Raw genomic sequence first — 20104 nt, 5'->3', positions numbered from 1 at the left:
GTCTCGGCCGGATCGTCCGGGCTGAGACAATGTCTAGCGCAACTTCATCGTTCAGATCATATGTATAAAATCCACACTATCATTCGATATTATTGAAAAGCTGGCGGCGGTCCCGAGGATCGCCGCCAGCTGTCCAACTCGCTGTCTCGCTTATGCGGTCAGGTCGAACCTGTCGGCATTCATCACCTTGGTCCAGGCGGTCACGAAGTCGCGAACGAACTTCTCACCAGCGTCGGAGGATGCATAGACCTCCGCCAGGGCGCGCAATTGCGAATTGGCGCCGAAGGCAAGGTCGGTACGGGTTGCCGTCCACCGTTGCTCGTTGCTGGCCCGGTCGGTACCAACGAACGTCTCGTCGCTCTTGTCGTCCACCTGTTTCCAGGCGGTACCCATGTCGAGCAGGTTGACGAAATAGTCGTTCGTCAGCTGCCCGACCCGATCGGTCAGCACGCCATGCTGCGACCTGCCATGATTGGCGCCCAGCACGCGCAAGCCGCCCACCAGCACCGTCATTTCGGGCGCGGACAGGCCCAGCAGCTGCGCCCGATCGACCAGCAACTCTTCGGTCGGCACATTGTAGCGCGTCTGAAGATAGTTGCGGAAACCATCGGCCTTGGGCTCCAGCACGTCGAAGCCGTCGGCATCCGTCTGATCCTGCGACGCATCGGTACGGCCCGGCGTGAACGGCACCGTGACGCTATGGCCGGCCGCCTGCGCCGCCTGCTCGATGCCGACGCTGCCGCCCAGCACGATCAGATCGGCAACCGACGCGCCGCTGTCGCTGGCAATGCCGTCATACACTGCCAGTACCCGCGCCAGTTCGGCCGGTTCGTTGACGTCCCAGTCCTTTTGCGGGGCCAGACGCAGGCGACCGCCATTGGCGCCCCCGCGATGGTCCGACCCGCGATAAGTGACCGCAGACGCCCAGGCGGTCTTGACCAGATCGGCGACCGACAGGCCCGACGCGGCGATCTTCTGCTTGAGCGCGGCGACGTCCGCCTCGCCGAGCGCAGGCCCGGTCGCGGCAGGGATGGGATCCTGCCAGATCAGGTCTTCGGCGGGGACTTCGGGGCCGAGATAACGGACCTTCGGCCCCATGTCGCGATGGCACAGCTTGAACCAGGCGCGAGCGAAGGCGTCGGCGAAATAGGCGGAGTCTGCCCGGAATTTCTCCATCACCGCGCGATAGGCCGGGTCTACCTTCATCGCCATGTCGGCGGTGGTCATCATCGTGGGCACCTTGACGCCGGGCGTATGCGCCTTGGGCGCCAGCGTCTCTTCGGGATTGCCGACCGGCTGCCACTGCTTGGCGCCTGCTGGGCTGCGGACCAGCTCATATTCATGGTCCAGCAGCATGTCGAAATAGGTCATGTCCCAGGTGATCGGCGTCGGCGTCCAGGCGCCCTCGATCCCGCTGGTGATGGTGTGATCGCCCATGCCGCTTTCATGACCGCTCTGCCAGCCCAGGCCCTGCTGCGCGATATCCGCGCCTTCGGGTTCTGCGCCGACCAGCGATGCGTCGCCTGCACCGTGCGCCTTGCCGAATGTATGGCCGCCTGCCGTCAGCGCGGCCGTCTCCTCGTCATTCATGCCCATGCGGGCGAATGTTTCGCGAATGTCGCGGCCCGACTGGAGCGCGTCGGGATTGCCACCTGGCCCTTCGGGATTGACGTAGATCAGGCCCATCTGGATCGCGGCCAGCGGGCTTTCCAGCGCCATGTCTTTTTCGGGCTGGATGCGGGTTTCATTGGCCTCGTCACCGACCCAATTTTCTTCCGTGCCCCAGTAGATGTCCTTCTCCGGTTCGAACACGTCCACGCGTCCGCCGCCAAAGCCGAAGACGGGGCCACCCATCGATTCAATCGCGACATTGCCGGCCAGGATCATCAGGTCGGCCCAGCTCAGCTTCTGCCCATATTTCTGCTTGATCGGCCACAGCAGACGGCGCGCCTTGTCCAGATTGCCATTGTCCGGCCAGCTGTTGAGTGGCGCGAAACGCTGCGACCCCGAAGAGGCACCACCACGCCCGTCGCCGGTGCGATAGGTGCCGGCGCTATGCCAGGCCATGCGGATGAAGAAGGGACCATAATGGCCATAATCCGCTGGCCACCAGGGCTGGCTGTCCGTCATCAATGCGGTCAGATCCGCCTTCAGCGCATCATAGTCGATCGACTTGAACGCGGCGGCATAATCGAAATCCTTGTCCAGCGGATTGCCCGACAGGCCGTTCTGCTGGAGGATATCCAGCGACAGCTGATTGGGCCACCAGTCGCGATTGGTTCGGCCCAGCAATGTGCGCCGCGCGGCCGGATCCTTCATCGGACAACCCAGCGGGTCAGAGGTCTTGGCATCCATGGGTTATACTCCTGTCATTTCCCTGCGGCATTTTTGTAGAAGGGCAGACGGCCCGATCCAAACCGGGAATCTTGCTCTGTCTGATCGATAATATCGGTCGAAGGCGTGACGATGACGGCCACCGGTCGATGGTCGCAAGCTGCACGGATGGGCATGGCGAAGCGTCCCGTCATCACGAGGCGTTCAATGCAGAAAGGGCGAAGACGTTCCAGTTGCGAAAGGAACGCGGATATCAGTTGCGCGGCGTGAGGCCGCCCAAGGCGATATCGACCAGTTTCTCGGCAACCTCGTCCGGCTTCAATGGCCCTTCCGGATCATGCCAGCGTGCCGGCCAGTTCAAAGCCCCAGCCAGCGCGAAGGAGGCGAAGCGCACATCCACCGGCGCGATCGATCCGTCGGCAATCCCCTGCGCGATCATGCCGCGCACCGCTTCGTCAATCTCCCGCTTGCGCGCGCGGAAACGGGTGGCGCTATCCATCGACAGCACTTCCTCACTGGTGCGGATCACGCATCGGCCGAAATCGTCCATATTGATGCAGGCATAGCGCAGCAGGAAGGCGCGCAGCCGGTCATGCCCGCTGCCCGGTGCCCCGGCGGCCACATCCGCCGCCTCGCGCAGCATGGACAGGCCGCGATTGACGCATTCGACCAGCACCTGCTCCTTATTGCCCAGATAATGATAGATGGTCGGCTTGCTGATGCCCAGGCTGGCCGCGACATCATCCAGCGAAGCGGCATGATAGCCGCGTGCGTTGAACATCCGCACCGCCGCCAGCAGCACGGCCTCCCGCTTTTCCGCCCGGTCCTGTTCCCTCTCCGACTTGCTGCGAAAGGGCGAGGTGAGGGCGGGGGCAGGCGTGATGGCGACGGACTTGGGCAATAGCGGCTCCTTGGGCGCTGCGAGCATTGACAAGAAACACCGGGACAATCAATATACTCACCAGTAGATAAAATACGAGAGAGTATATGCTGACGGAGATTCAGGCCGCTATCCGCGACACCGTGCGTGATTTCGCACAGGATATGATCCGTCCGCACAGCGCTCGCTTCGAATCGGAAGGCGGCTATCCGCCCGCCTTGTTCCAAGAAATGGCCGGCCTCGGCCTGTGGGGCATGACCGCACCCGAAGCCTTTGGCGGGGCGGAGGCCGACGCCGTCTCCTACGCGCTGGCTCTGATGGAGATCGCAGCGGCGGACGGCGCGCTGTCCACCATCGTCTCGATCCAGAACAGCATCCTCGTCTCGGGCCTGCTCAAGGATGGCAGCGATGCGCAAAAGGCGCGTTTCCTGCCGGACCTGATCGGCGGACGCACGATCGGCGCCTTCGCCTTGACCGAAGCCGACGCCGGCTCCGATGCCTCGGCCGTGCGTACCCGCGCGGTGAAGGTGGACGGCGGCTGGCGCATCAGCGGTGCCAAGCAGTTCATCACGTCGGGGAAGATTGCCGGTCTGGTGATGATCGTCGCCGTCACCGATCCCGACGCCGGTAAGAAGGGCCTGTCCGTCTTCATCGTGCCGACCGACCGTCCCGGCTATGGCGTCGACAAGGTCGAGCATAAGATGGGGCAGGGCGCGTCCGACACCTGCGCGCTGCGCTTCGACGATATGTTCGTGGAGGATGATCTGCTGATCGGCCAGCCGGGGCAGGGCTACGCACTCGCGCTCGCGAACCTTGAAACCGGCCGCATCGGCATCGCCGCCCAGTGCGTCGGCATGGCGCAGGCTGCGCTGGACATCGCGGTCGCCTACGCCAAGGATCGCAAGAGCTTCGGCAAGGCGATCATCGATCATCAGGCGGTGGGCTTCCGTCTGGCCGACCTCGCCACCCGGTTGGAGGCGGCGCGCCAGCTCGTCCTGCATGCCGCCCGGACCAAGGATGCGGGCCTGCCCTGCCTGTCCGAAGCCTCCATGGCCAAGTTGTTCGCCTCCGAAGCGGCCGAGGCGATCGTGTCCGGCGCGATGCAGACGCTGGGCGGCTATGGCTATCTGGAGGAATATGGCGTGGCCAAAATCTATCGCGACGTGCGCGTGTGCCAAATTTACGAAGGCACGTCGGACATTCAGCGCATGGTGATCGCGCGCAGTCTTTAATTACGCCATTTCAGGAGAGAGATCATGCAGGACGATCCCGTCGTCATCGCCAGCTATGCCCGCACGCCGATGGGCGGATTTCAGGGCATATTGTCGTCGGTCAAGGCGACCGATCTGGGCGCCGCAGCCATCAAGGCCGCCGTCGAGCGCGCCGGCGCGTCGAGCGACGCCATCGACCGCATCTATATGGGCTGCGTTCTGCCCGCCGGCCTTGGGCAAGCCCCCGCGCGTCAGGCGGCGCTGGGCGCTGGCCTTGGCCTCAGTACGGAAGCCACCACCGTCAACAAGATGTGCGGTTCGGGCATGCAGGCCGCGATCATGGCGCATGAGGCACTTAGCTGCGGCGCGGCCGACATCGTCATTGCCGGCGGCATGGAAAGCATGACCAACGCGCCCTATGCCCTACCCAAGCATCGCGGTGGCGCGCGCATCGGCCATGACCGTATCATCGACACGATGATGATGGACGGGTTGGAGGATGCCTACGAACCAGGCAAGGCGATGGGCGTCTTCGCCGAAGAAGCGGTTCGCGACTATCAGTTCACGCGTGAGGATCAGGATGCCTACGCCATCCGCTCGCTCGAACGCGCCAATGCGGCGATCGGCAGCGGCGCCTTCGCCCGCGAAATCACGCCGGTTACGGTCAAGAGCCGGGGCGGCGACACGATCGTCGATACCGACGAGCAGCCGGGCAAGGCCAAGCCGGACAAGATACCTTCGCTGAAACCCGCCTTCGTCAAGGATGGCACCATCACCGCCGCCAATGCTTCCTCCATTTCGGACGGCGCAGCGGCACTGGTCATGACCCGCGCCAGCGTGGCGGAGAAGCTAGGCCTCAAGACGGTGGCTAGGGTCGTCGCGACCGCCGGCCATGCGCATGAGCCGTCCAAATTCACCACCGCGCCGGTGCCTGCCATGCGCAAGGTGCTGGACAAGGCCGGCTGGACGGTCGCCGATGTCGACCTGTTCGAGGTCAACGAAGCGTTCGCCGTGGTCGCCATGATCGCCGCGAAGGAACTGGGCATTCCGGACGATCGGATCAACGTCAATGGCGGCGCGACCGCGCTGGGCCATCCGATCGGCGCATCGGGCGCCCGCATATTGGCGACACTGATCGCGGCGCTGGAAACGCGCGGGCTCAAGCGCGGCGTGGCGAGCCTCTGCATCGGCGGTGGCGAAGCGACCGCCATGGCCGTCGAACTGATCTGAACGGAGAGGATTGAAATGGACATTAAAGGCGTAGCGGCGATCGTCACCGGCGGCGCATCCGGGTTGGGCAAGGCGACCGCCACAATGCTGGCGCAGCAGGGGGCGAAGGTCGCGATTTTCGACCTGAATGAGGATGCCGGACGCGCGACGGCGGAGGCGCTGGGCGGTGTCTATGTCGCTGTCAACGTCGCCGACGATGCCAGCGTCGCGGCCGGTCTGGACGCTGCGGAGGCTGCGCATGGCGTCGCCCGCATCCTCGTCAACTGCGCGGGCATTGCGCCGGCAGTCAAGACGGTGGGCAAGGAAAATGTGCCGCACCCGCTCGATACTTTTGCGAAGACGGTGACGGTCAACCTGATCGGCAGCTTCAACGTCATTTCCAAATTCTCCGCCCGGCTCGCTGCGGCGGACGAGGTGGACGGCGAACGCGGCGTCATCGTCAACACCGCCTCGGTCGCGGCCTATGACGGGCAGATCGGCCAGGCGGCCTATAGCGCGTCCAAGGGTGGCGTGGTCGGCATGACCTTGCCGATCGCCCGCGATCTGGCCCAGCACAAGATCCGCGTCATGACGATCGCGCCGGGGATCTTCCTGACGCCGATGCTGGAGGCATTTCCGCAAAATGTGCAGGACGCATTGGGCGCTCAGGTGCCGCACCCCAGCCGGCTGGGCAAGCCCGCCGAATATGCCCAATTGGTGGAAAGCATCGTCCGCAACCCGATGTTGAACGGGGACGTTATCCGGCTCGACGGCGCGATCCGCATGGCGCCCAGATAACGGAAAACCCCCGGCCCGGCGTGCAGTCCGGAACGGGGGCTGGGGAGACCGGCCTTCAAGGCCGGATCTGGAAGGCCCTCACCCTCCGTCCGCATCCAGCGGGCGGAGGGCATTTTCTGTGACCCTATTCCTCGATCATCAGCGCGCCGAAGGGCGGCAAGACGCCCGGCGTGGCCCCATTGACGGCGGCGAGCAGCTTGTTCGTCGGTGCGATCTCTTCGGGCCATGCGGCCGGTTCGCCCGACAGGTTGAACAGGCAGAGCAAAGACTGGCCATCGGCCTGACGGCGGAACAGCAGGCGCTGGTCGTCGGCCACCACTATCTCCAGACTGCCGTGGCGCAGCGCAGGGTTCGCCTTGCGCAGGGCCAGCATGGCGCGGGTGTGGTTGAGCAGGGAGGCGGCATCCCCCTCCTGCGCATCGACGGCGCGAGCGATATTCTCGTCGCCGACCGGCAGCCAGGGTTCGGCGGTGCTGAAGCCCGCTTGCGCCGCGTCGGCCGCCCAGGGCAGGGGCGTGCGCGCACCGTCGCGCGACAGGGTGAGCGGCCAGTTGGCGATCGCTTCGGGGTCTTGCAGTTTCTCAAATGGGATATCGACCTGGGTGATGCCCAGTTCCTCGCCCTGATAAAGGATCGCATTGCCCCGCAGCGCGACCAGCAGCATCGCCTTCAACCGACCGAAGGCGGCGCGATCGTCCGGCGAACACCAGCGTGACAAGGCACGCGGCGCATCATGATTTTCGAACGCCCAGCTTGGCCAGCCAAGGCCCGGCTCGTCGGGCCAACGCTCGACCGTTTCGGCGACCAGCGCAGGGGTCAGCCTGTCGGCATAGAGGAAGTTGAAGCCATAAGCGCTGTTGAGATGGCTTTCGCCCGCCGTATAGGCCTTCATCTCCGTCTCGGAGAGGTCGCCGCCGACTTCGGCCACCGTAAAGATCGCGCCATATTCGTCGCACAGGGTGCGGATGCGCTTGATGAAATCGACCACGCCGGGGTGCGACTGGCTATATTGCTTGATCTGATAGTCGAAGGAGCGGGTGCGCGGCTTCCCCGTATCGGGCGCAGGCGGATTGTCGCGCAGCAGCGGATCGTGCATCGAATGGTTGAGCGCATCGAGACGGAAGCCATCGACGCCGCGATCCAGCCAGAAACGCATCGCGTCCAGCAATGCATCCTGCACCGCCGCATTATGGACGTTGAGCTGCGGCTGGCTGCTCAAAAACTGGTGCATATAATATTGGCGGCGACGCCCGTCCCAGGTCCAGGCCGGGCCGCCGAACACCGATTGCCAGTTATTGGGCGGGGTGCCGTCGTCCCTGGGATCGACCCAGACGAACCAGTCGGCCTTGTCGCCCGTGCGGCTCGCCCGGCTTTGCGTAAACCAGTCGTGCAGATCGGACGTATGGGCAAAGACCTGATCGATCGTGACTTTCAGCCCCAAATCGTGGGCGCGCGCGACCAGCGCGTCGAAATCCGCCAGCGTGCCGAAGATCGGATCGACATCGCAATAATCGGCGATGTCATAGCCGAAATCGCGCATCGGGGAGGTGAAGAAGGGCGATATCCAGATCGCATCCGCGCCCAGCTTTGCGACATGGTCCAGCCGCTGGGTGATGCCATTGAGGTCGCCGATCCCGTCGCCATTGCTGTCCTGAAAGCTGCGCGGGTAGATTTGGTAGATCACCGCGCCCTTCCACCAGGGCTGATCGGTCGATGTCGTCGCAAGCGTCATGAAGGCGTTTCCGTTTTCAGGGTTTGGCGGCGCAGACGGCATAGCCGAAAGCAGGGAGCGAGAGGGCAAGGCTGCCCGGCGCCTGGGGAGCGGCCGGACAGCTGCCGGCCAGCGACGTGAAGCCGCCGCTGGCTGTGTCGACCGCGATATTGCTCGTAACAGGCGCTGCGGACGTATTGAAGGCGACCACAACCTCGCGGCCCGTGTCGGGATCGAAGCGGGATACGGCGAAGAGGCCGGGCTTGTCCGATCCGGCGCGCAGGAGAGTCGCGCCGCGCGACAGGGCAGGGGTATCGCGGCGGATCTGCGCCAGCCTGGCGATGGCGCGATAGAGTGGATGATCGGGATTGAAATTGTCGGTCGCCGTCGTTGCCTGCGTACCGACCAGCCGGTCCGCATTATATTCGGCGACCCTGGACGCGACCATGTCCTGCCGGGCCTGCTGGTCGTTGCCGGTGCCCGCGAACCCCTGCTCGTCACCATAATAAAGCGTCGGCACGCCCCGCAAAGTCAGCAGCATCGCATAGCCCAATATGGCGCGCGCCAGTTCCTCGTCCGCGCTCATGTCGGGCTTGGCCTGACGCAGGAAATAGGCAAAGCGGCCCGCATCATGATTGCCCAGGAAGGTCGGCAGTTGCAGCGCCGCCGCCTTGCCGCCTTCATACAACGCATCGTCATCCCCCAGCCGCGCGAGCATCTCGGTGCCGGTCTTGCCGCTGGCCGCATCGACGGCGGCGCGCATGAAGGCGAAGTCCAGCACGGCGGGGAAGCCGGCATTGCGGGTCCAGCTGGCCAGCAGCGCCGGATCATAGGCGTCGGTCGCAACCTCGCCGAAGATATGGAAATGAGGAATGCCCTTCGCCGCCGCATGGGCGCGGATGGCGGGGATGAAGGCGCGCCAGAATTCGGCATTCACATGCCGCGCGGTGTCGATGCGATAGCCGTCGATGCCGAACCGGTCGATCCAGCCCTTGTAGATGGCGATGAAGCCGGCGACCACGCGCGGGTCTTCGGTGGCAAGGTCGTCGAGGCCGACGAAATCGCCATATTGCGAACTCTCGCCCTTCCAGTCGGTGTCGCCGCGATTGTGATAATAGATGGGATCGTTGAGCCAGGCGGGAACTTTGATCTTTTCCTCCCCCTTGGGCACGACCGGCGTGTAGGCGAAGGCGGGATCGGTCAGCTTCGCCCAATTGGCGGCGCTGCCGTCGCGGTCGCCGGCAAAACCGTCATTGATCGGCTTGCCCGCTGCGCCACCCCGGCGCGACCAGGGATAGTCGGCCTTGCTGCGATAGGGCGCCGCGCTGCTCGGGCTTTCCCGATATTGGATCACATCGGCCGTATGGTTGGCGATGATGTCCATATAGACTTTCATGCCGCGCTTGTGCGCCGCATCGACCAGCGCCTTGAAATCGGCATCCGTGCCGAAATGGGGATCGACGGTGGTAAAGTCCGTCACCCAATAGCCATGATAGCCCGCGCTTTCCTGTCCCTTGGCGCCCTGCACCGGCTTGTTCTTGAATATCGGCGCCAGCCAGATCGCGGTCGCGCCCAGGCCCTGAATATAGTCCAGCTTCGCCGTCAGCCCCTTCAGATCGCCGCCATGATAGAAAGCGCGCGATGTCGGATCATAGCCGGTCTGAAGCGGTCCGCCCTTCAGGCCACCACGATCATTCTTCGGGTCGCCGTTGGCGAAGCGATCGGGCAGCACGAAATAGACGATTTCCTGTTCCGGGCCACGGGCGCGCAGATCGGACAGCGTATCCGCCTGCGCATGTCCCACGCCGATCAGGGCCGCAGCCATCCCGGCGGCCGTCACGAGGAAAGTCGTGGCCGTTCGACCCATCATGGGCATCCCTTTGCTTGAACCTTGAAAAAGGCCCGGCGACGCGCAGCCGCCGGGCCACTCTACACATCAGAAGCGGTAGTTGAAGCCCGCCATGAAGCGGCGGCCATAGCTTTGATAGTTGCGGACCTGGATCGATGCGCCGGTATCCACCGACACGAAGGGTTCGTCGGTCAGATTCTGGCCCTGCACGAACAGCGACAGGCCATCGAGCGCGCTGCCCTTCTGGAAATCATAGCCGACCTGCGCGTCGACGATGGTTTCGGCGAGCGCCCGGCGCAACTCGCGCTCGCCACCAAAGCCGACGAACTGGCCGACGAAGGCGGAACGATAGCGGGCCGAAGCACGGGCGTTGAAACCCCATTTCTCGAAGAAGAGCGTGCCGTTGGCGACCCAGCGCGAATAGTCGGGCAAGTCTTCCGATGCGGCGCCGACGCCCGGCTTGATGCTGGTCTTGGTATAACCCACGCCACCGGTCAGGCCGAAACCGTCCAGTGCCGGCATGATAATGTCGAACGGCACCGTTCCGGCGACTTCGAAACCGTACAGCTTGCCGCCCTTGCCGTTGACCGGGCGGGTCAACGTGCCATCGGGATCGGTAACGCCCGGCGGCAGAACCACGGGCAGGCCGGTATAATCGAACGCGGCCGTTTCGCGGTAGACATAGCTTTGCAATTTCTTGGCGAAGAGTTGCAGGCTGACATAGCCCTTGGTGCCGAAATATTTCTCGAAATTGAGGTCCGCCGCCCAGGCACGATAGGGGCGCAGATAGGGATTGCCGCCGGTGCCGGTGATGACGCCGCTGGCCGTGTTATAGCCATAGTCCAGGCTGACCTTCATATCCTCGAACCGGGGCCGCTGGATTTCGCGCGCGGCGGCGAGGCGGACCACGAAATCGCTGGGGAAGCGCAGCGACATATTCATGCTGGGCAGCACATCCCAATAAGTGTCGCCTCGCGTCGTTGGCACCAGCGAAGCCGCCGCCAGGTTGACGAAGCCGCGCGACTTCTGTTCCGTATTCTGCGCCAGCACGCCGAAATTGCCGCTCAGTTCGGCCGATCCGACGTCCGATTTGATATTGGCCATCAGATAGGCCGACATGACCCGCTCGGTCACGGAATAGGCCTTGGCCGGCACGTCCTTGCTGGGATTCAACGTCTTGATATAGACGCCGTCGGCCAGCAGCTTGAACGGATCATAGGACAGGATCGGGCCGACGCCGATGAAGCTCAGGTCCGTCGCCGCCAGACGATATTGTTCCGGCAACACCAGCGACGTCGCGCCATTGGCCAGATTGAGCACATATTCTTCCGGCGTCTTCGACTTGGTGCGATCGACATAGCCCAGGCCCGCGGTGATCTTTGACAGGAAGCTGCCTTCGATCTCCTTGCCGAACTCGACCTGATAGCTTTTGATCTCATCGTCGATGATGCGGTTGTTATAATAGCCTTCCTGATGGCCGAGCGGCGCGCCGCCGCCCCAGCCGAGCGGGTCGGTCAGCACCATCAGATTGGGGTTGCTATAGTCCAGCTGATGGCTGGTGAAACGCGTGCCCTTGCCGTCGCTGACGAAGTCCAGCCTGTCGGTCGCGCCATTGCCGGGGCCATAGCCGGTGCCGGCATTGGATTCGAGCGACAGCTCGTTGCGGTCGGTGCGCGAATAGCCGAAGTCGAAACTGGCCGACCAGCCATCGTCGCCGGTATATTTGGCGTTGAACCCGCCCGAAAAAATCTTCGACTTGCGTTCATAGCCATGGTTGTTGACCACGGCTTCTACGCCAGTGAAGGTGCCTTTGCTGATGAAGTCGCCGTCGGTGCCGATGCTGGCGGGCACCAATGTCGCGCCGCTCCAGTAGAGCGGAAATTCGACGCCGCGCTTGATCTGCTTTTCCTTGAAGTCGCCGTAAAAACCATCGAACGTCAGCAGCAGCGTATCGGTCGCCTGCACCTGCACCGCGCCCTGAATGCCCAGACGCTTCAATTGCGTGGATACGCCGAACGGCTTGATGCCGCCGATCACCTTGTCGCCATTGGGCCCGTCGGCATAGCCCCAGGCCTCGAACTCCTTGGACTGATAGGGTTCGTCATTATAGGCGGCCGACAGCGACACGCCGATACGGTCGCCGGCAAACTGGCCGACATAGGTGCCGGTCAGGCGATAGCCCTTGTCCTTGCTGTCGGCATTCACCTTGCCAAGGTCGGTATAGACGCCGCGCGCGCCGACCGAGAACAGTTCCTTGCCATAGTCGAGCGGGCGGATGGTGCGGATATCGACCGTGCCGGCCAGACCCTGATTGATGAGGTTGGCCTGCGGCGACTTGAACACATCGACCCGGCTGACGACTTCGGAGGGATATTGGTCGAATTCGACGTTGCGCTGTTCGCCGGTCGATGTCTGCGGCCGGCCGTTGAGCGTGGTCGAGGACAGGTCGGCGCTGGCGCCGCGGATAGCGATCGAATTGGCGCGACCGAACAGGCGCTGCGACGTCAGGCCTGGCAGGCGGGCGATGGATTCGCCGATCGATGCGTCGGGCAGCTTGCCGATATCTTCGGCCGACACCGATTCCACGATCTGCGCGGCATTCTTCTTCACATTGACGGCGCTTTGCAGCGCGGCGCGGAAACCCGTGACGACGATCGTATCGCTACCGCCTTCCTGCGGTGCCTCCTGCGCGAAGGCGGGGCTGGCCGTGGCCATGATGGCCAGAAGCGAAGCGCCCAGCAAATGGACGCGGTTATGATGTTGAGCCACTTTATCCTCTCCCCCAAAGACACCGGACAGACCCTATTCGCCGATGCTGGAATCCCTCGCCGCCGGCATGGCTGTTCAGCGCCATGTCCCTGCGGGTTCGCCTTTCATACGCTGCCCGCGATCCTCCCCGCCAGCAGGCATACGTATGCGCATATTATGCGAGGCCATGGTCTGTGACCGGATTGTCACGCTTACCCCTGTCGCGAAGGCCGCAATTGCCTTGTTTTCTCAGGCCATCTACCATGGCCGGGGCGCATCGGTCCTTCGCGCCGGGAGAGGAAAGATGGGGCGTCCGCCCGGCAACAAGCCGACCAGCTTCGACATCGCCTATCTGGCTGGCGTCTCGCAGCCCACGGTCAGCCGCGCGCTGCGCGGATCGCGATCGGTCAGCCGCGCCACCCGCGAGCGGATCGAGGCGATCGCCCGCGACCTCAACTATTCGGTGGACAAGAACGCGTCTTCACTCCGGTCGCAGCGGTCCAACACCATCGCCTTACTCTTCTTCGAAGATCCGACCCCGGACGAATCGAACATCAATCCCTTCTTCCTCGCCATGCTGGGATCGATCACCCGCCAATGCGGCGCGCGCGGGCTGGACCTGCTCATTTCCTTCCAGAAGATGGAGGATGACTGGCATGTCCGCTATCAGGACAGCCATCGCGCCGACGGGCTCATCCTACTCGGCTATGGCGACTATACGCTCTACCAACGGCGACTGACCGAACTGGTCGATCATGGCACGCATTTCGTGCGCTGGGGGTCGGTGGGGGCGGACACGATCGGCCCGACGGTCGGGTCGGACAATGTGGGGGCAGGCAGGCTCGCGGGCGATCATCTTTTGGGCCTCGGCCGCCGCCGCATCGCCTTTCTCGGCCAAGCCGACGAACATTATCCTGAATTCGCCGATCGCTATGTCGGCCTGTGCGATGCGATGGCGGCGCAGGGTATCGCGCCCGATCCGGCGCTTCAGGTTGATGCGCTGACGGCGGAAGATGCCGGCCATGCTGCCGCCCGAACGCTGATCGGGCGGAACGCGCCCTTCGACGCGATCTTCGCCGCCAGCGACCTGATCGCGATCGGCGCGATGCGCGCACTGGCGGAGGCGGGCCTCACCGTGCCGGGCGATGTCGCCATCGTCGGTTTCGATGATATTCCAGCCGCCAGCCTGACCACGCCGCCGCTCACCACCATCATGCAGGACATGAAAGGCGCGGGGCAATTGCTGGTCGATACGCTGGTCGCACAGGTGGAGGACAGGCCGCTACCACCCACCATATTGCCGGCGCGATTGGTTGTCCGGCGCAGTACCGGCGGGTAGCTAACCCACAAGCCCCTGCGCACGAATATTCATGGCAGGCCCCAATTCGTGACGCAGGCTCTCCACGGCCATCTGCACCTTGGGCAGCAGATGGCGGCGCTGGGGATAGACGGCCCAGATCGGCTCGTCCGCCGGCTGGCAATCTTCCAATATCAATTCGACCATGCCGTGCTTCAGATAGGGCAATATGTAGAAGTCGGGCAATTGGCAGATGCCCAGGCCCGAAATACAGGCCTCCATCACGGCATCGCCGCTATTGCAGCGGAACCGTCCCTTGGGGTGGTGCACCGCCGCCTTCCCGCCGACGGCGAAATGCCAGGTCGTGCTGCTCCCCGCGATACATTCATGCGCAGACAAGTCGCCGACCGTCCTCGGCGTGCCTGGGCGGGCGAGATAGGCGGGGGCCGCGCAAGTATGCAGCGTGCGGGATGCGACCCGTGTCGCGATCACGCGGGGATCCGCGACATGGCCGGTCCGGATCGCCAGATCATAGCCCTCCGCCACCAGATCGACGACGCGATTGGACAGGTCGATCGTCACGTTCAGCTTGGGATGGGGCATGGCGAAACGGCGGATGATGGGTGCCACGAACCTTTCACCCATGGCCGTCGAGCATGTCACGCGCAACTCCCCCTGCGGTTCGCCCTTTTCCCCGATCAGCGCGATCGCATCGTCCCGCTCCTGCGCGATCCGTTCGCATCGTTCGAAAAATATCTGTCCGGTGTCGGTCAGACGCACGGTTCGGGTCGTGCGATGGAATAGTTGCGCCTGGACCCGCTGCTCCAGCGCCATGATCGATCGGCTGACATGGGTGGGCGACATGCCGATGGCGCGCGCGGCGCGGGTGAAGGACCGGGCCGTCGCCACCGCGATAAATTCGTCTATCCCGTCCCAAGCCGACATATTATCCCTCAGATGACATAGTCTATTTCAAAAAATCCCTATTAACGCATAAGTGGAGCAATGATAGAGCGGCTGCATCATCGCAAAATCAAGGAAGTCGCATGAAGACCCGTGCCGCCGTCGCATTCGAAGCCAAGAAGCCGCTCGAAATCGTGGAAGTCGATCTGGAAGGCCCCAAGGCCGGCGAAGTGCTGGTCGAAATCATGGCGACCGGCATCTGCCATACGGATGCCTACACGCTGGACGGTTTCGACAGCGAAGGCATTTTCCCGTCCATCCTGGGCCATGAAGGTGCGGGCATCGTGCGGGAAGTCGGGGCGGGCGTCACCTCGGTCAAGCCGGGCGACCATGTGATCCCGCTTTACACGCCCGAGTGCCGCCAGTGCAAAAGCTGCCTCAGCGGGAAGACCAACCTGTGCACCGCGATCCGCGCGACCCAGGGCAAGGGGCTGATGCCGGACGGCACGACCCGCTTCAGCTATAAGGGGCAGCCGATCTTCCATTATATGGGCTGCTCGACCTTCTCCAACTTCACCGTCCTGCCCGAAATCGCGCTGGCCAAGATCCGCGAAGACGCGCCGTTCCAGTCGAGCTGCTATATCGGTTGCGGCGTGACGACGGGCGTGGGCGCGGTCATCAACACGGCCAAGGTGCAGGTGGGCGACAATGTCGTCATTTTCGGGCTTGGCGGCATCGGCCTCAACGTGATTCAGGGTGCGCGCCTTGCCGGCGCGAACAAGATCATCGGCGTGGACATCAATCCCGATCGCGAAGAATGGGGCCGCAAGTTCGGCATGACCGACTTCCTCAACAGCAAGGGCCTGTCGCGCGAGGACACGGTGGCAAAGATCGTGGAACTGACCGACGGCGGCGCCGACTATACGTTCGACGCCACCGGCAATACCGATGTTATGCGCACCGCGCTGGAGGCCTGCCATCGCGGTTGGGGCACGTCGATCATCATCGGCGTGGCCGAAGCGGGCAAGGAAATCGCGACCCGTCCTTTCCAGCTCGTCACCGGCCGCAACTGGCGCGGTACGGCCTTTGGCGGCGCCAAGGGCCGGACCGATGTGCCCAAGATCGTCGATATGTATATGACCGGCAAGATCGAGATCGATCCGATGATCACGCATGTCATGGGCCTGGAGGAGATCAATACCGCCTTCGACCTGATGCATGCCGGCAAGAGCATCCGCTCCGTCGTCGTCTTTTGACGCTGGAGCGAAACGGACACGCCATGGGACTCGAAACCCTCTCCACCAACCGCAGCTTCGGCGGCGTGCAGGGCGTGTACAAACACGCCTCTGCCGCCACCGGCACCGACATGACATTTTCCGTCTATGTCCCCGACCATGCACCCGGCGCCAAGCTGCCGGTGGTCTGGTATCTGTCCGGCCTGACCTGCACGCATGCCAATGTGACGGAAAAGGGTGAGTTTCGTCGCCTGTGCGCGGAACTGGGCCTCATCTTCATCGCGCCGGATACGTCGCCGCGCGGCGAGGGCGTGGCGGACGATCCCGACGGCGCCTATGATTTCGGCCTTGGCGCCGGCTTCTATGTCGACGCGACACAGGCGCCGTTCGCGCCGAACTACCAGATGTGGACCTATGTCACGCAGGAACTGCCGGCGCTGATCGCGCAGGCTTTCCCGACGGACATGGATCGCCAGTCGATCATGGGTCACAGCATGGGCGGCCATGGCGCGCTGACCATCGGCCTCACCTTCCCGGATCGCTACAAGGCCGTGTCGGCCTTTTCCCCCATCGTCGCGCCAACCCGGGTGCCTTGGGGGCAAAAGGCGCTGCCCGGCTATCTGGGCGACGACCAGACCGCATGGCGCAAGCATGACGCCGTCGCGCTGATAGAGGATGGCGCGCGCATTCCCGACCTGCTGGTCGATCAGGGCGACGCCGACAACTTCCTGACGAACCAGCTGAAACCGGAATTGCTGGAGGAAGCGTGCAAGGCGGCGGGCATCGCGCTGACGCTGCGCCTGCAACCGGGCTATGACCACAGCTATTATTTCATCTCGACCTTCATGGCGGATCATCTGCGCTGGCATGCTGATCGTCTGGGAAGTTCGTGACGGTCATATCGGAAGGCCGCCAGTCGTCATCGCTTATAAGGATGAAAGGAAACCGATGAGCATTGATCTGCTGGGCCGCTATTATGCTGCCTTCAATCGTAGCGATGCCGCCGCCATGCTCGACCTTCTGACCGACGACGTCGTGCATGAGCCGTCCCAAGGGGCCGTGCGCGAAGGCAAGCAGGTTTTCGCCGAATTTCTCGACCATATGAACCGCTGCTACAAGGAAGAGGTGATCAACCCTGTTTTCCTCGTCACGCCGGATGGGGGGCATGGCGCGGCGGAGTTCATGCTCGCGGGACGCTATCTGGAAACGGACGGCGACCTGCCGCCGGCGCGGGGGCAGGACTATCGGCTACGGGTCGGTACTTTCTTTCAGTTCCGCGACGGCCTGATCGCGCGGGTCAGCAACCATTATAATCTGGCCGACTGGCTGGCGCAGGTGCGATAGCCTAGTCAGGCGTGCCTTTTCGCGCCATTCTGGCATAGCTGTCATCCATGACCGTCAGCCTTTCCATCGTCGATGCGCGCAGGATCGCGCTGGCTGCCCAGGGGTTCGGACGCACGCGTCCGGCATCGCCGACCAAACTCCATCTGCGCAAGACTACCGATCGGCTTGGCCTGCATCAGATCGACAGCGTGAACATCCTTGCCCGCGCCCATTATATGCCCGCCTTCTCGCGGCTGGGCGCTTATGATCGCGACTGGCTGGATGCGGCGGCCTGGGGGCGGCCGCGCGATCGGCGCCTGTTCGAATATTGGGCGCATGAAGCCTCGCTGCTACCGGTCGATCTGCATCCGCTGCTGCGCTGGCGCATGGCGCGCGCGGACCGGGGGGAGGCAGGGTGGAAGGGGCTGCGGGTCTTCGCCAATGAGCGGCGAGCGGACGCCATGGCCCTGCTCGACCGCATCCGTGCGGAAGGCCCGCTCGCCGCCGCCGACTTCGAAGGCGGGCGCAGCCGCAGCGGTTGGTGGGAGTGGGGGGAAGCGAAGCAGACTCTGGAGTGGCTGTTCTGGGCCGGCCATGTCACCACCGCGACACGCCGTGGCGGGTTCGAGCGGCTTTACGATGTGCCCGAACGGGTTATACCCGCCGCCATCATCGACCTGCCCACGCCGCCGCCGCATGACGCCCGAAAATCGCTGATCGACCGATCCGCCAGAGCATTGGGCATCGCCACGACGGCGGAATTGCGCGACTATTTCCGGCTTCAGCCCGATGACACGCGCGCCGCCATCGACGAACTGCGCGACGAAGGCGTGCTAATCCCGGCCCGGATAGAAGGGGCGAGCCAGACCGCCTATCTCCATCGGGACGCGCCTGCGCCCCGCCCCGTGCGGGCTGCGGCGTTGCTGTCGCCCTTCGACCCGCTGATCTGGGAGCGGTCACGCACTTTGCGCCTGTTCGATTTCCATTATCGCATCGGCATCTACACGCCGGTCGACAAGCGCACCCATGGCTATTACGACCTGCCGTTCCTGCTGGGCGACAGCATTGTCGCCCGCGTCGATCTCAAGGCGGATCGAAAGGCCGGCATATTGCTGGTGCAATCCCATCATCTCGAAGCCGGCGCACCGCCCCACACATATGACGCATTGCAGGCGGAATTGCACTTGCTCGCCAACTGGCTCGGCCTGTCCTACCGGGGAGCGTAAAGCGCCCCTCGATAGGATCGATCTCCTCAGCGATAGCCCGCTGCGACAAGGATGGCGAGCAGGTTCATCCGCTTCACCTTCAGGGAAGGCGCCGCGCTGACGTCGATCCATTCGTCCAGCGAATGGCCGCGCCCGCCCGTCGCCGCGCGCGAAATGGTGATGCCGGGGATGCCCAGGTTCATCGGCACATTGGCGTCGGTCGAAGAGAAGCTGAGCCGCGCGCTCACGCCCTCGGTCGCATAGGCGGCGATGGTTTGCTGCACCAGCGGGCTGGCCGCGTCGGTGTTCCCCGCGGGCCGATCGCCGATCAACTGCTTATCCACGCTGATCGCGCCATCCTTGGTCGATCGCGCCGCATTTTCCGATGCCACGCCGGCATCGACCTGCGCCAATACAGCCTGCTCCAGCTTCGCCAGTTCCGCCGCGCTTTCCGATCGCATGTCCAGCTGCAGCCAGCTTTCGCGCGGGATCGCGTTGACGGAAGAACCACCACCCACAACGCTGGCGCTGAACGTGGTCTTGGGCGATTTGGGCACCGGAATCTTGTAGATATTGACGATCGCCTGGCTCATCGCCGTCATCGGATTGACGATGCCGAAGGCGCCGAAGCTGTGGCCGCCCGGTCCCTTGAACGTCAGCTTGTAGCGCTTGGACCCCACGCCACCATTGGTCAGGCCATCGACCGACCCGTCGTCGATCGAAAAGAAGCTGGCGATGCGATCCTTATATTTACCCTTCAGGAACAGATGCTTCACGCCGCGCAGGTCGCCCAGCCCTTCCTCGCCCACGTCGCCAACGAACAATATGTCCATCGGCGCCTTGATCTTCGCAGCGGCCAGAGCCTTGATCAGGCTGAGTTGGGTGGCAAGGCCCGCGACATCGTCGCCGATCCCCGGCGCATGCAGCGTGTCGCCCTCGCGCCTGACCGTGACATCGGTGCCTTCGGGAAAGACGGTGTCGAGATGCGCCGCCACGACGACCAGCTTGCCGCCCGGCTTGCCGCTGCCGCGCAGCAGGCCCAGCACATTGCCTTCCTCGTCGATTTCCACGTCGGCAAGGCCTGCGGCGTGGAACATGTCGGCATAGGCCTTCGCGCGGACCGCCTCCTTGAAGGGCGGGGCCGGGATCTGGGTCAGGGCGATGATATTCTCGACCCACTGCCCATGTTCCTGCTCCAGCGCGGCGAGCGCGGTCTTGACCGCCGGACGTGCCTTCATCGTCGCCATCAGCTTCGTGTCGGCAGGGGAGGGTGCGGCGCTGGCCGCTATCGCAGGCAGGGCGATGAGCGAACCCGCCAGCATCATGTTCAACAGCGACCGATTCATTCTCATGCCCCTTATAATGGATGACGGCGCCGACAGGGCGCCGTCATCTGTATCT

The 20104-nt window shown here is 63.7% G+C and carries 16 protein-coding genes; 8 read left to right on the top strand and 8 right to left on the bottom strand.

Features of this window, described 5'->3' with window-relative positions; all coding sequences use genetic code 11:
• Positions 1-150: 150 nt before the first annotated feature.
• From katG to F4U95_RS00400, 3 genes are read right to left on the bottom strand one after another with little or no spacing between them, the layout of a single operon-like run.
• Positions 151-2355, bottom strand: coding sequence for a catalase/peroxidase HPI (gene katG / locus F4U95_RS00405; protein WP_120253047.1), 2205 nt, complete (start codon positions 2353-2355; stop codon positions 151-153).
• Positions 2356-2369: 14 nt separating this feature from the next.
• Positions 2370-2528, bottom strand: coding sequence for a hypothetical protein (locus F4U95_RS24865; RefSeq protein WP_161600350.1), 159 nt, complete (start codon positions 2526-2528; stop codon positions 2370-2372).
• A gap of 59 nt (positions 2529-2587) precedes the next feature.
• Positions 2588-3235: a TetR/AcrR family transcriptional regulator gene (locus tag F4U95_RS00400; RefSeq protein WP_232016241.1), complete on the bottom strand. Its 648-nt coding sequence runs from the start codon at positions 3233-3235 to the stop codon at positions 2588-2590.
• 86 nt (positions 3236-3321) lie between these two features.
• Between F4U95_RS00400 and F4U95_RS00395 the strand changes: the two genes are divergently transcribed.
• Genes F4U95_RS00395 through F4U95_RS00385 form a run of 3 tightly spaced genes read left to right on the top strand, consistent with a single transcriptional unit; the run spans position 3322 to position 6432 of the window.
• Positions 3322-4446: an acyl-CoA dehydrogenase family protein gene (locus F4U95_RS00395; RefSeq protein ID WP_120253045.1), complete on the top strand. Its 1125-nt coding sequence runs from the start codon at positions 3322-3324 to the stop codon at positions 4444-4446.
• 24 nt (positions 4447-4470) lie between these two features.
• Complete coding sequence (locus tag F4U95_RS00390; protein ID WP_120253044.1) at positions 4471-5655, top strand: acetyl-CoA C-acyltransferase; 1185 nt, start codon at positions 4471-4473, stop codon at positions 5653-5655.
• 15 nt (positions 5656-5670) lie between these two features.
• Positions 5671-6432, top strand: a complete 762-nt coding sequence (locus F4U95_RS00385; protein WP_120253043.1) for an SDR family NAD(P)-dependent oxidoreductase — start codon at positions 5671-5673, stop codon at positions 6430-6432.
• A gap of 124 nt (positions 6433-6556) precedes the next feature.
• On the opposite strand, the gene F4U95_RS00380 is transcribed toward F4U95_RS00385, so the two are convergent.
• The 3 genes from F4U95_RS00380 to F4U95_RS00370 form a co-directional block, all read right to left on the bottom strand.
• On the bottom strand, positions 6557-8164 hold the full coding sequence (locus tag F4U95_RS00380) for an alpha-amylase family glycosyl hydrolase (RefSeq protein ID WP_120253042.1): 1608 nt from the start codon (positions 8162-8164) through the stop codon (positions 6557-6559).
• Positions 8165-8180: 16 nt separating this feature from the next.
• Positions 8181-10010 carry an alpha-amylase family glycosyl hydrolase gene (locus F4U95_RS00375; protein ID WP_172598899.1) on the bottom strand — a complete coding sequence of 610 codons (1830 nt, stop codon included), beginning with the start codon at positions 10008-10010 and terminating at the stop codon, positions 8181-8183.
• 69 nt (positions 10011-10079) lie between these two features.
• Positions 10080-12707: a TonB-dependent receptor gene (locus F4U95_RS00370; protein ID WP_170267462.1), complete on the bottom strand. Its 2628-nt coding sequence runs from the start codon at positions 12705-12707 to the stop codon at positions 10080-10082.
• A 337-nt stretch (positions 12708-13044) separates the two neighbouring features.
• On the opposite strand from F4U95_RS00370, the gene F4U95_RS00365 reads away from it, so the two are divergent.
• The gene (locus F4U95_RS00365; RefSeq protein ID WP_120253040.1) at positions 13045-14079 is read left to right on the top strand and encodes a LacI family DNA-binding transcriptional regulator; all 1035 of its coding nucleotides are present in this window, start codon (positions 13045-13047) and stop codon (positions 14077-14079) included.
• On the opposite strand, the gene F4U95_RS00360 is transcribed toward F4U95_RS00365, so the two are convergent.
• A complete protein-coding gene (locus F4U95_RS00360) occupies positions 14080-14982 on the bottom strand; it encodes a LysR family transcriptional regulator (protein WP_120253039.1) in 903 nt (300 codons plus the stop codon).
• Positions 14983-15083: 101 nt separating this feature from the next.
• Between F4U95_RS00360 and F4U95_RS00355 the strand changes: the two genes are divergently transcribed.
• Genes F4U95_RS00355 through F4U95_RS00340 form a run of 4 tightly spaced genes read left to right on the top strand, consistent with a single transcriptional unit; the run spans position 15084 to position 18724 of the window.
• On the top strand, positions 15084-16196 hold the full coding sequence (locus tag F4U95_RS00355; RefSeq protein ID WP_120253038.1) for an S-(hydroxymethyl)glutathione dehydrogenase/class III alcohol dehydrogenase: 1113 nt from the start codon (positions 15084-15086) through the stop codon (positions 16194-16196).
• Between the two features lie 23 nt (positions 16197-16219).
• Entirely contained in the window at positions 16220-17068 is an 849-nt protein-coding gene (fghA, locus tag F4U95_RS00350; RefSeq protein WP_120253037.1) for an S-formylglutathione hydrolase, read from the top strand.
• A 55-nt stretch (positions 17069-17123) separates the two neighbouring features.
• Positions 17124-17519: a ketosteroid isomerase-related protein gene (locus F4U95_RS00345; protein WP_120253556.1), complete on the top strand. Its 396-nt coding sequence runs from the start codon at positions 17124-17126 to the stop codon at positions 17517-17519.
• A gap of 47 nt (positions 17520-17566) precedes the next feature.
• Positions 17567-18724 carry a winged helix-turn-helix domain-containing protein gene (locus F4U95_RS00340; RefSeq protein WP_120253036.1) on the top strand — a complete coding sequence of 386 codons (1158 nt, stop codon included), beginning with the start codon at positions 17567-17569 and terminating at the stop codon, positions 18722-18724.
• A gap of 26 nt (positions 18725-18750) precedes the next feature.
• On the opposite strand, the gene F4U95_RS00335 is transcribed toward F4U95_RS00340, so the two are convergent.
• Positions 18751-20049, bottom strand: a complete 1299-nt coding sequence (locus F4U95_RS00335) for a M20/M25/M40 family metallo-hydrolase (RefSeq protein ID WP_120253035.1) — start codon at positions 20047-20049, stop codon at positions 18751-18753.
• Between the last annotated feature and the right edge of the window lie 55 nt (positions 20050-20104).

Source organism: Sphingobium limneticum (assembly GCF_008710165.1).
Lineage (GTDB): Bacteria > Pseudomonadota > Alphaproteobacteria > Sphingomonadales > Sphingomonadaceae > Sphingobium > Sphingobium limneticum.
This window is presented reverse-complemented; position numbering and strand designations above follow the sequence as displayed.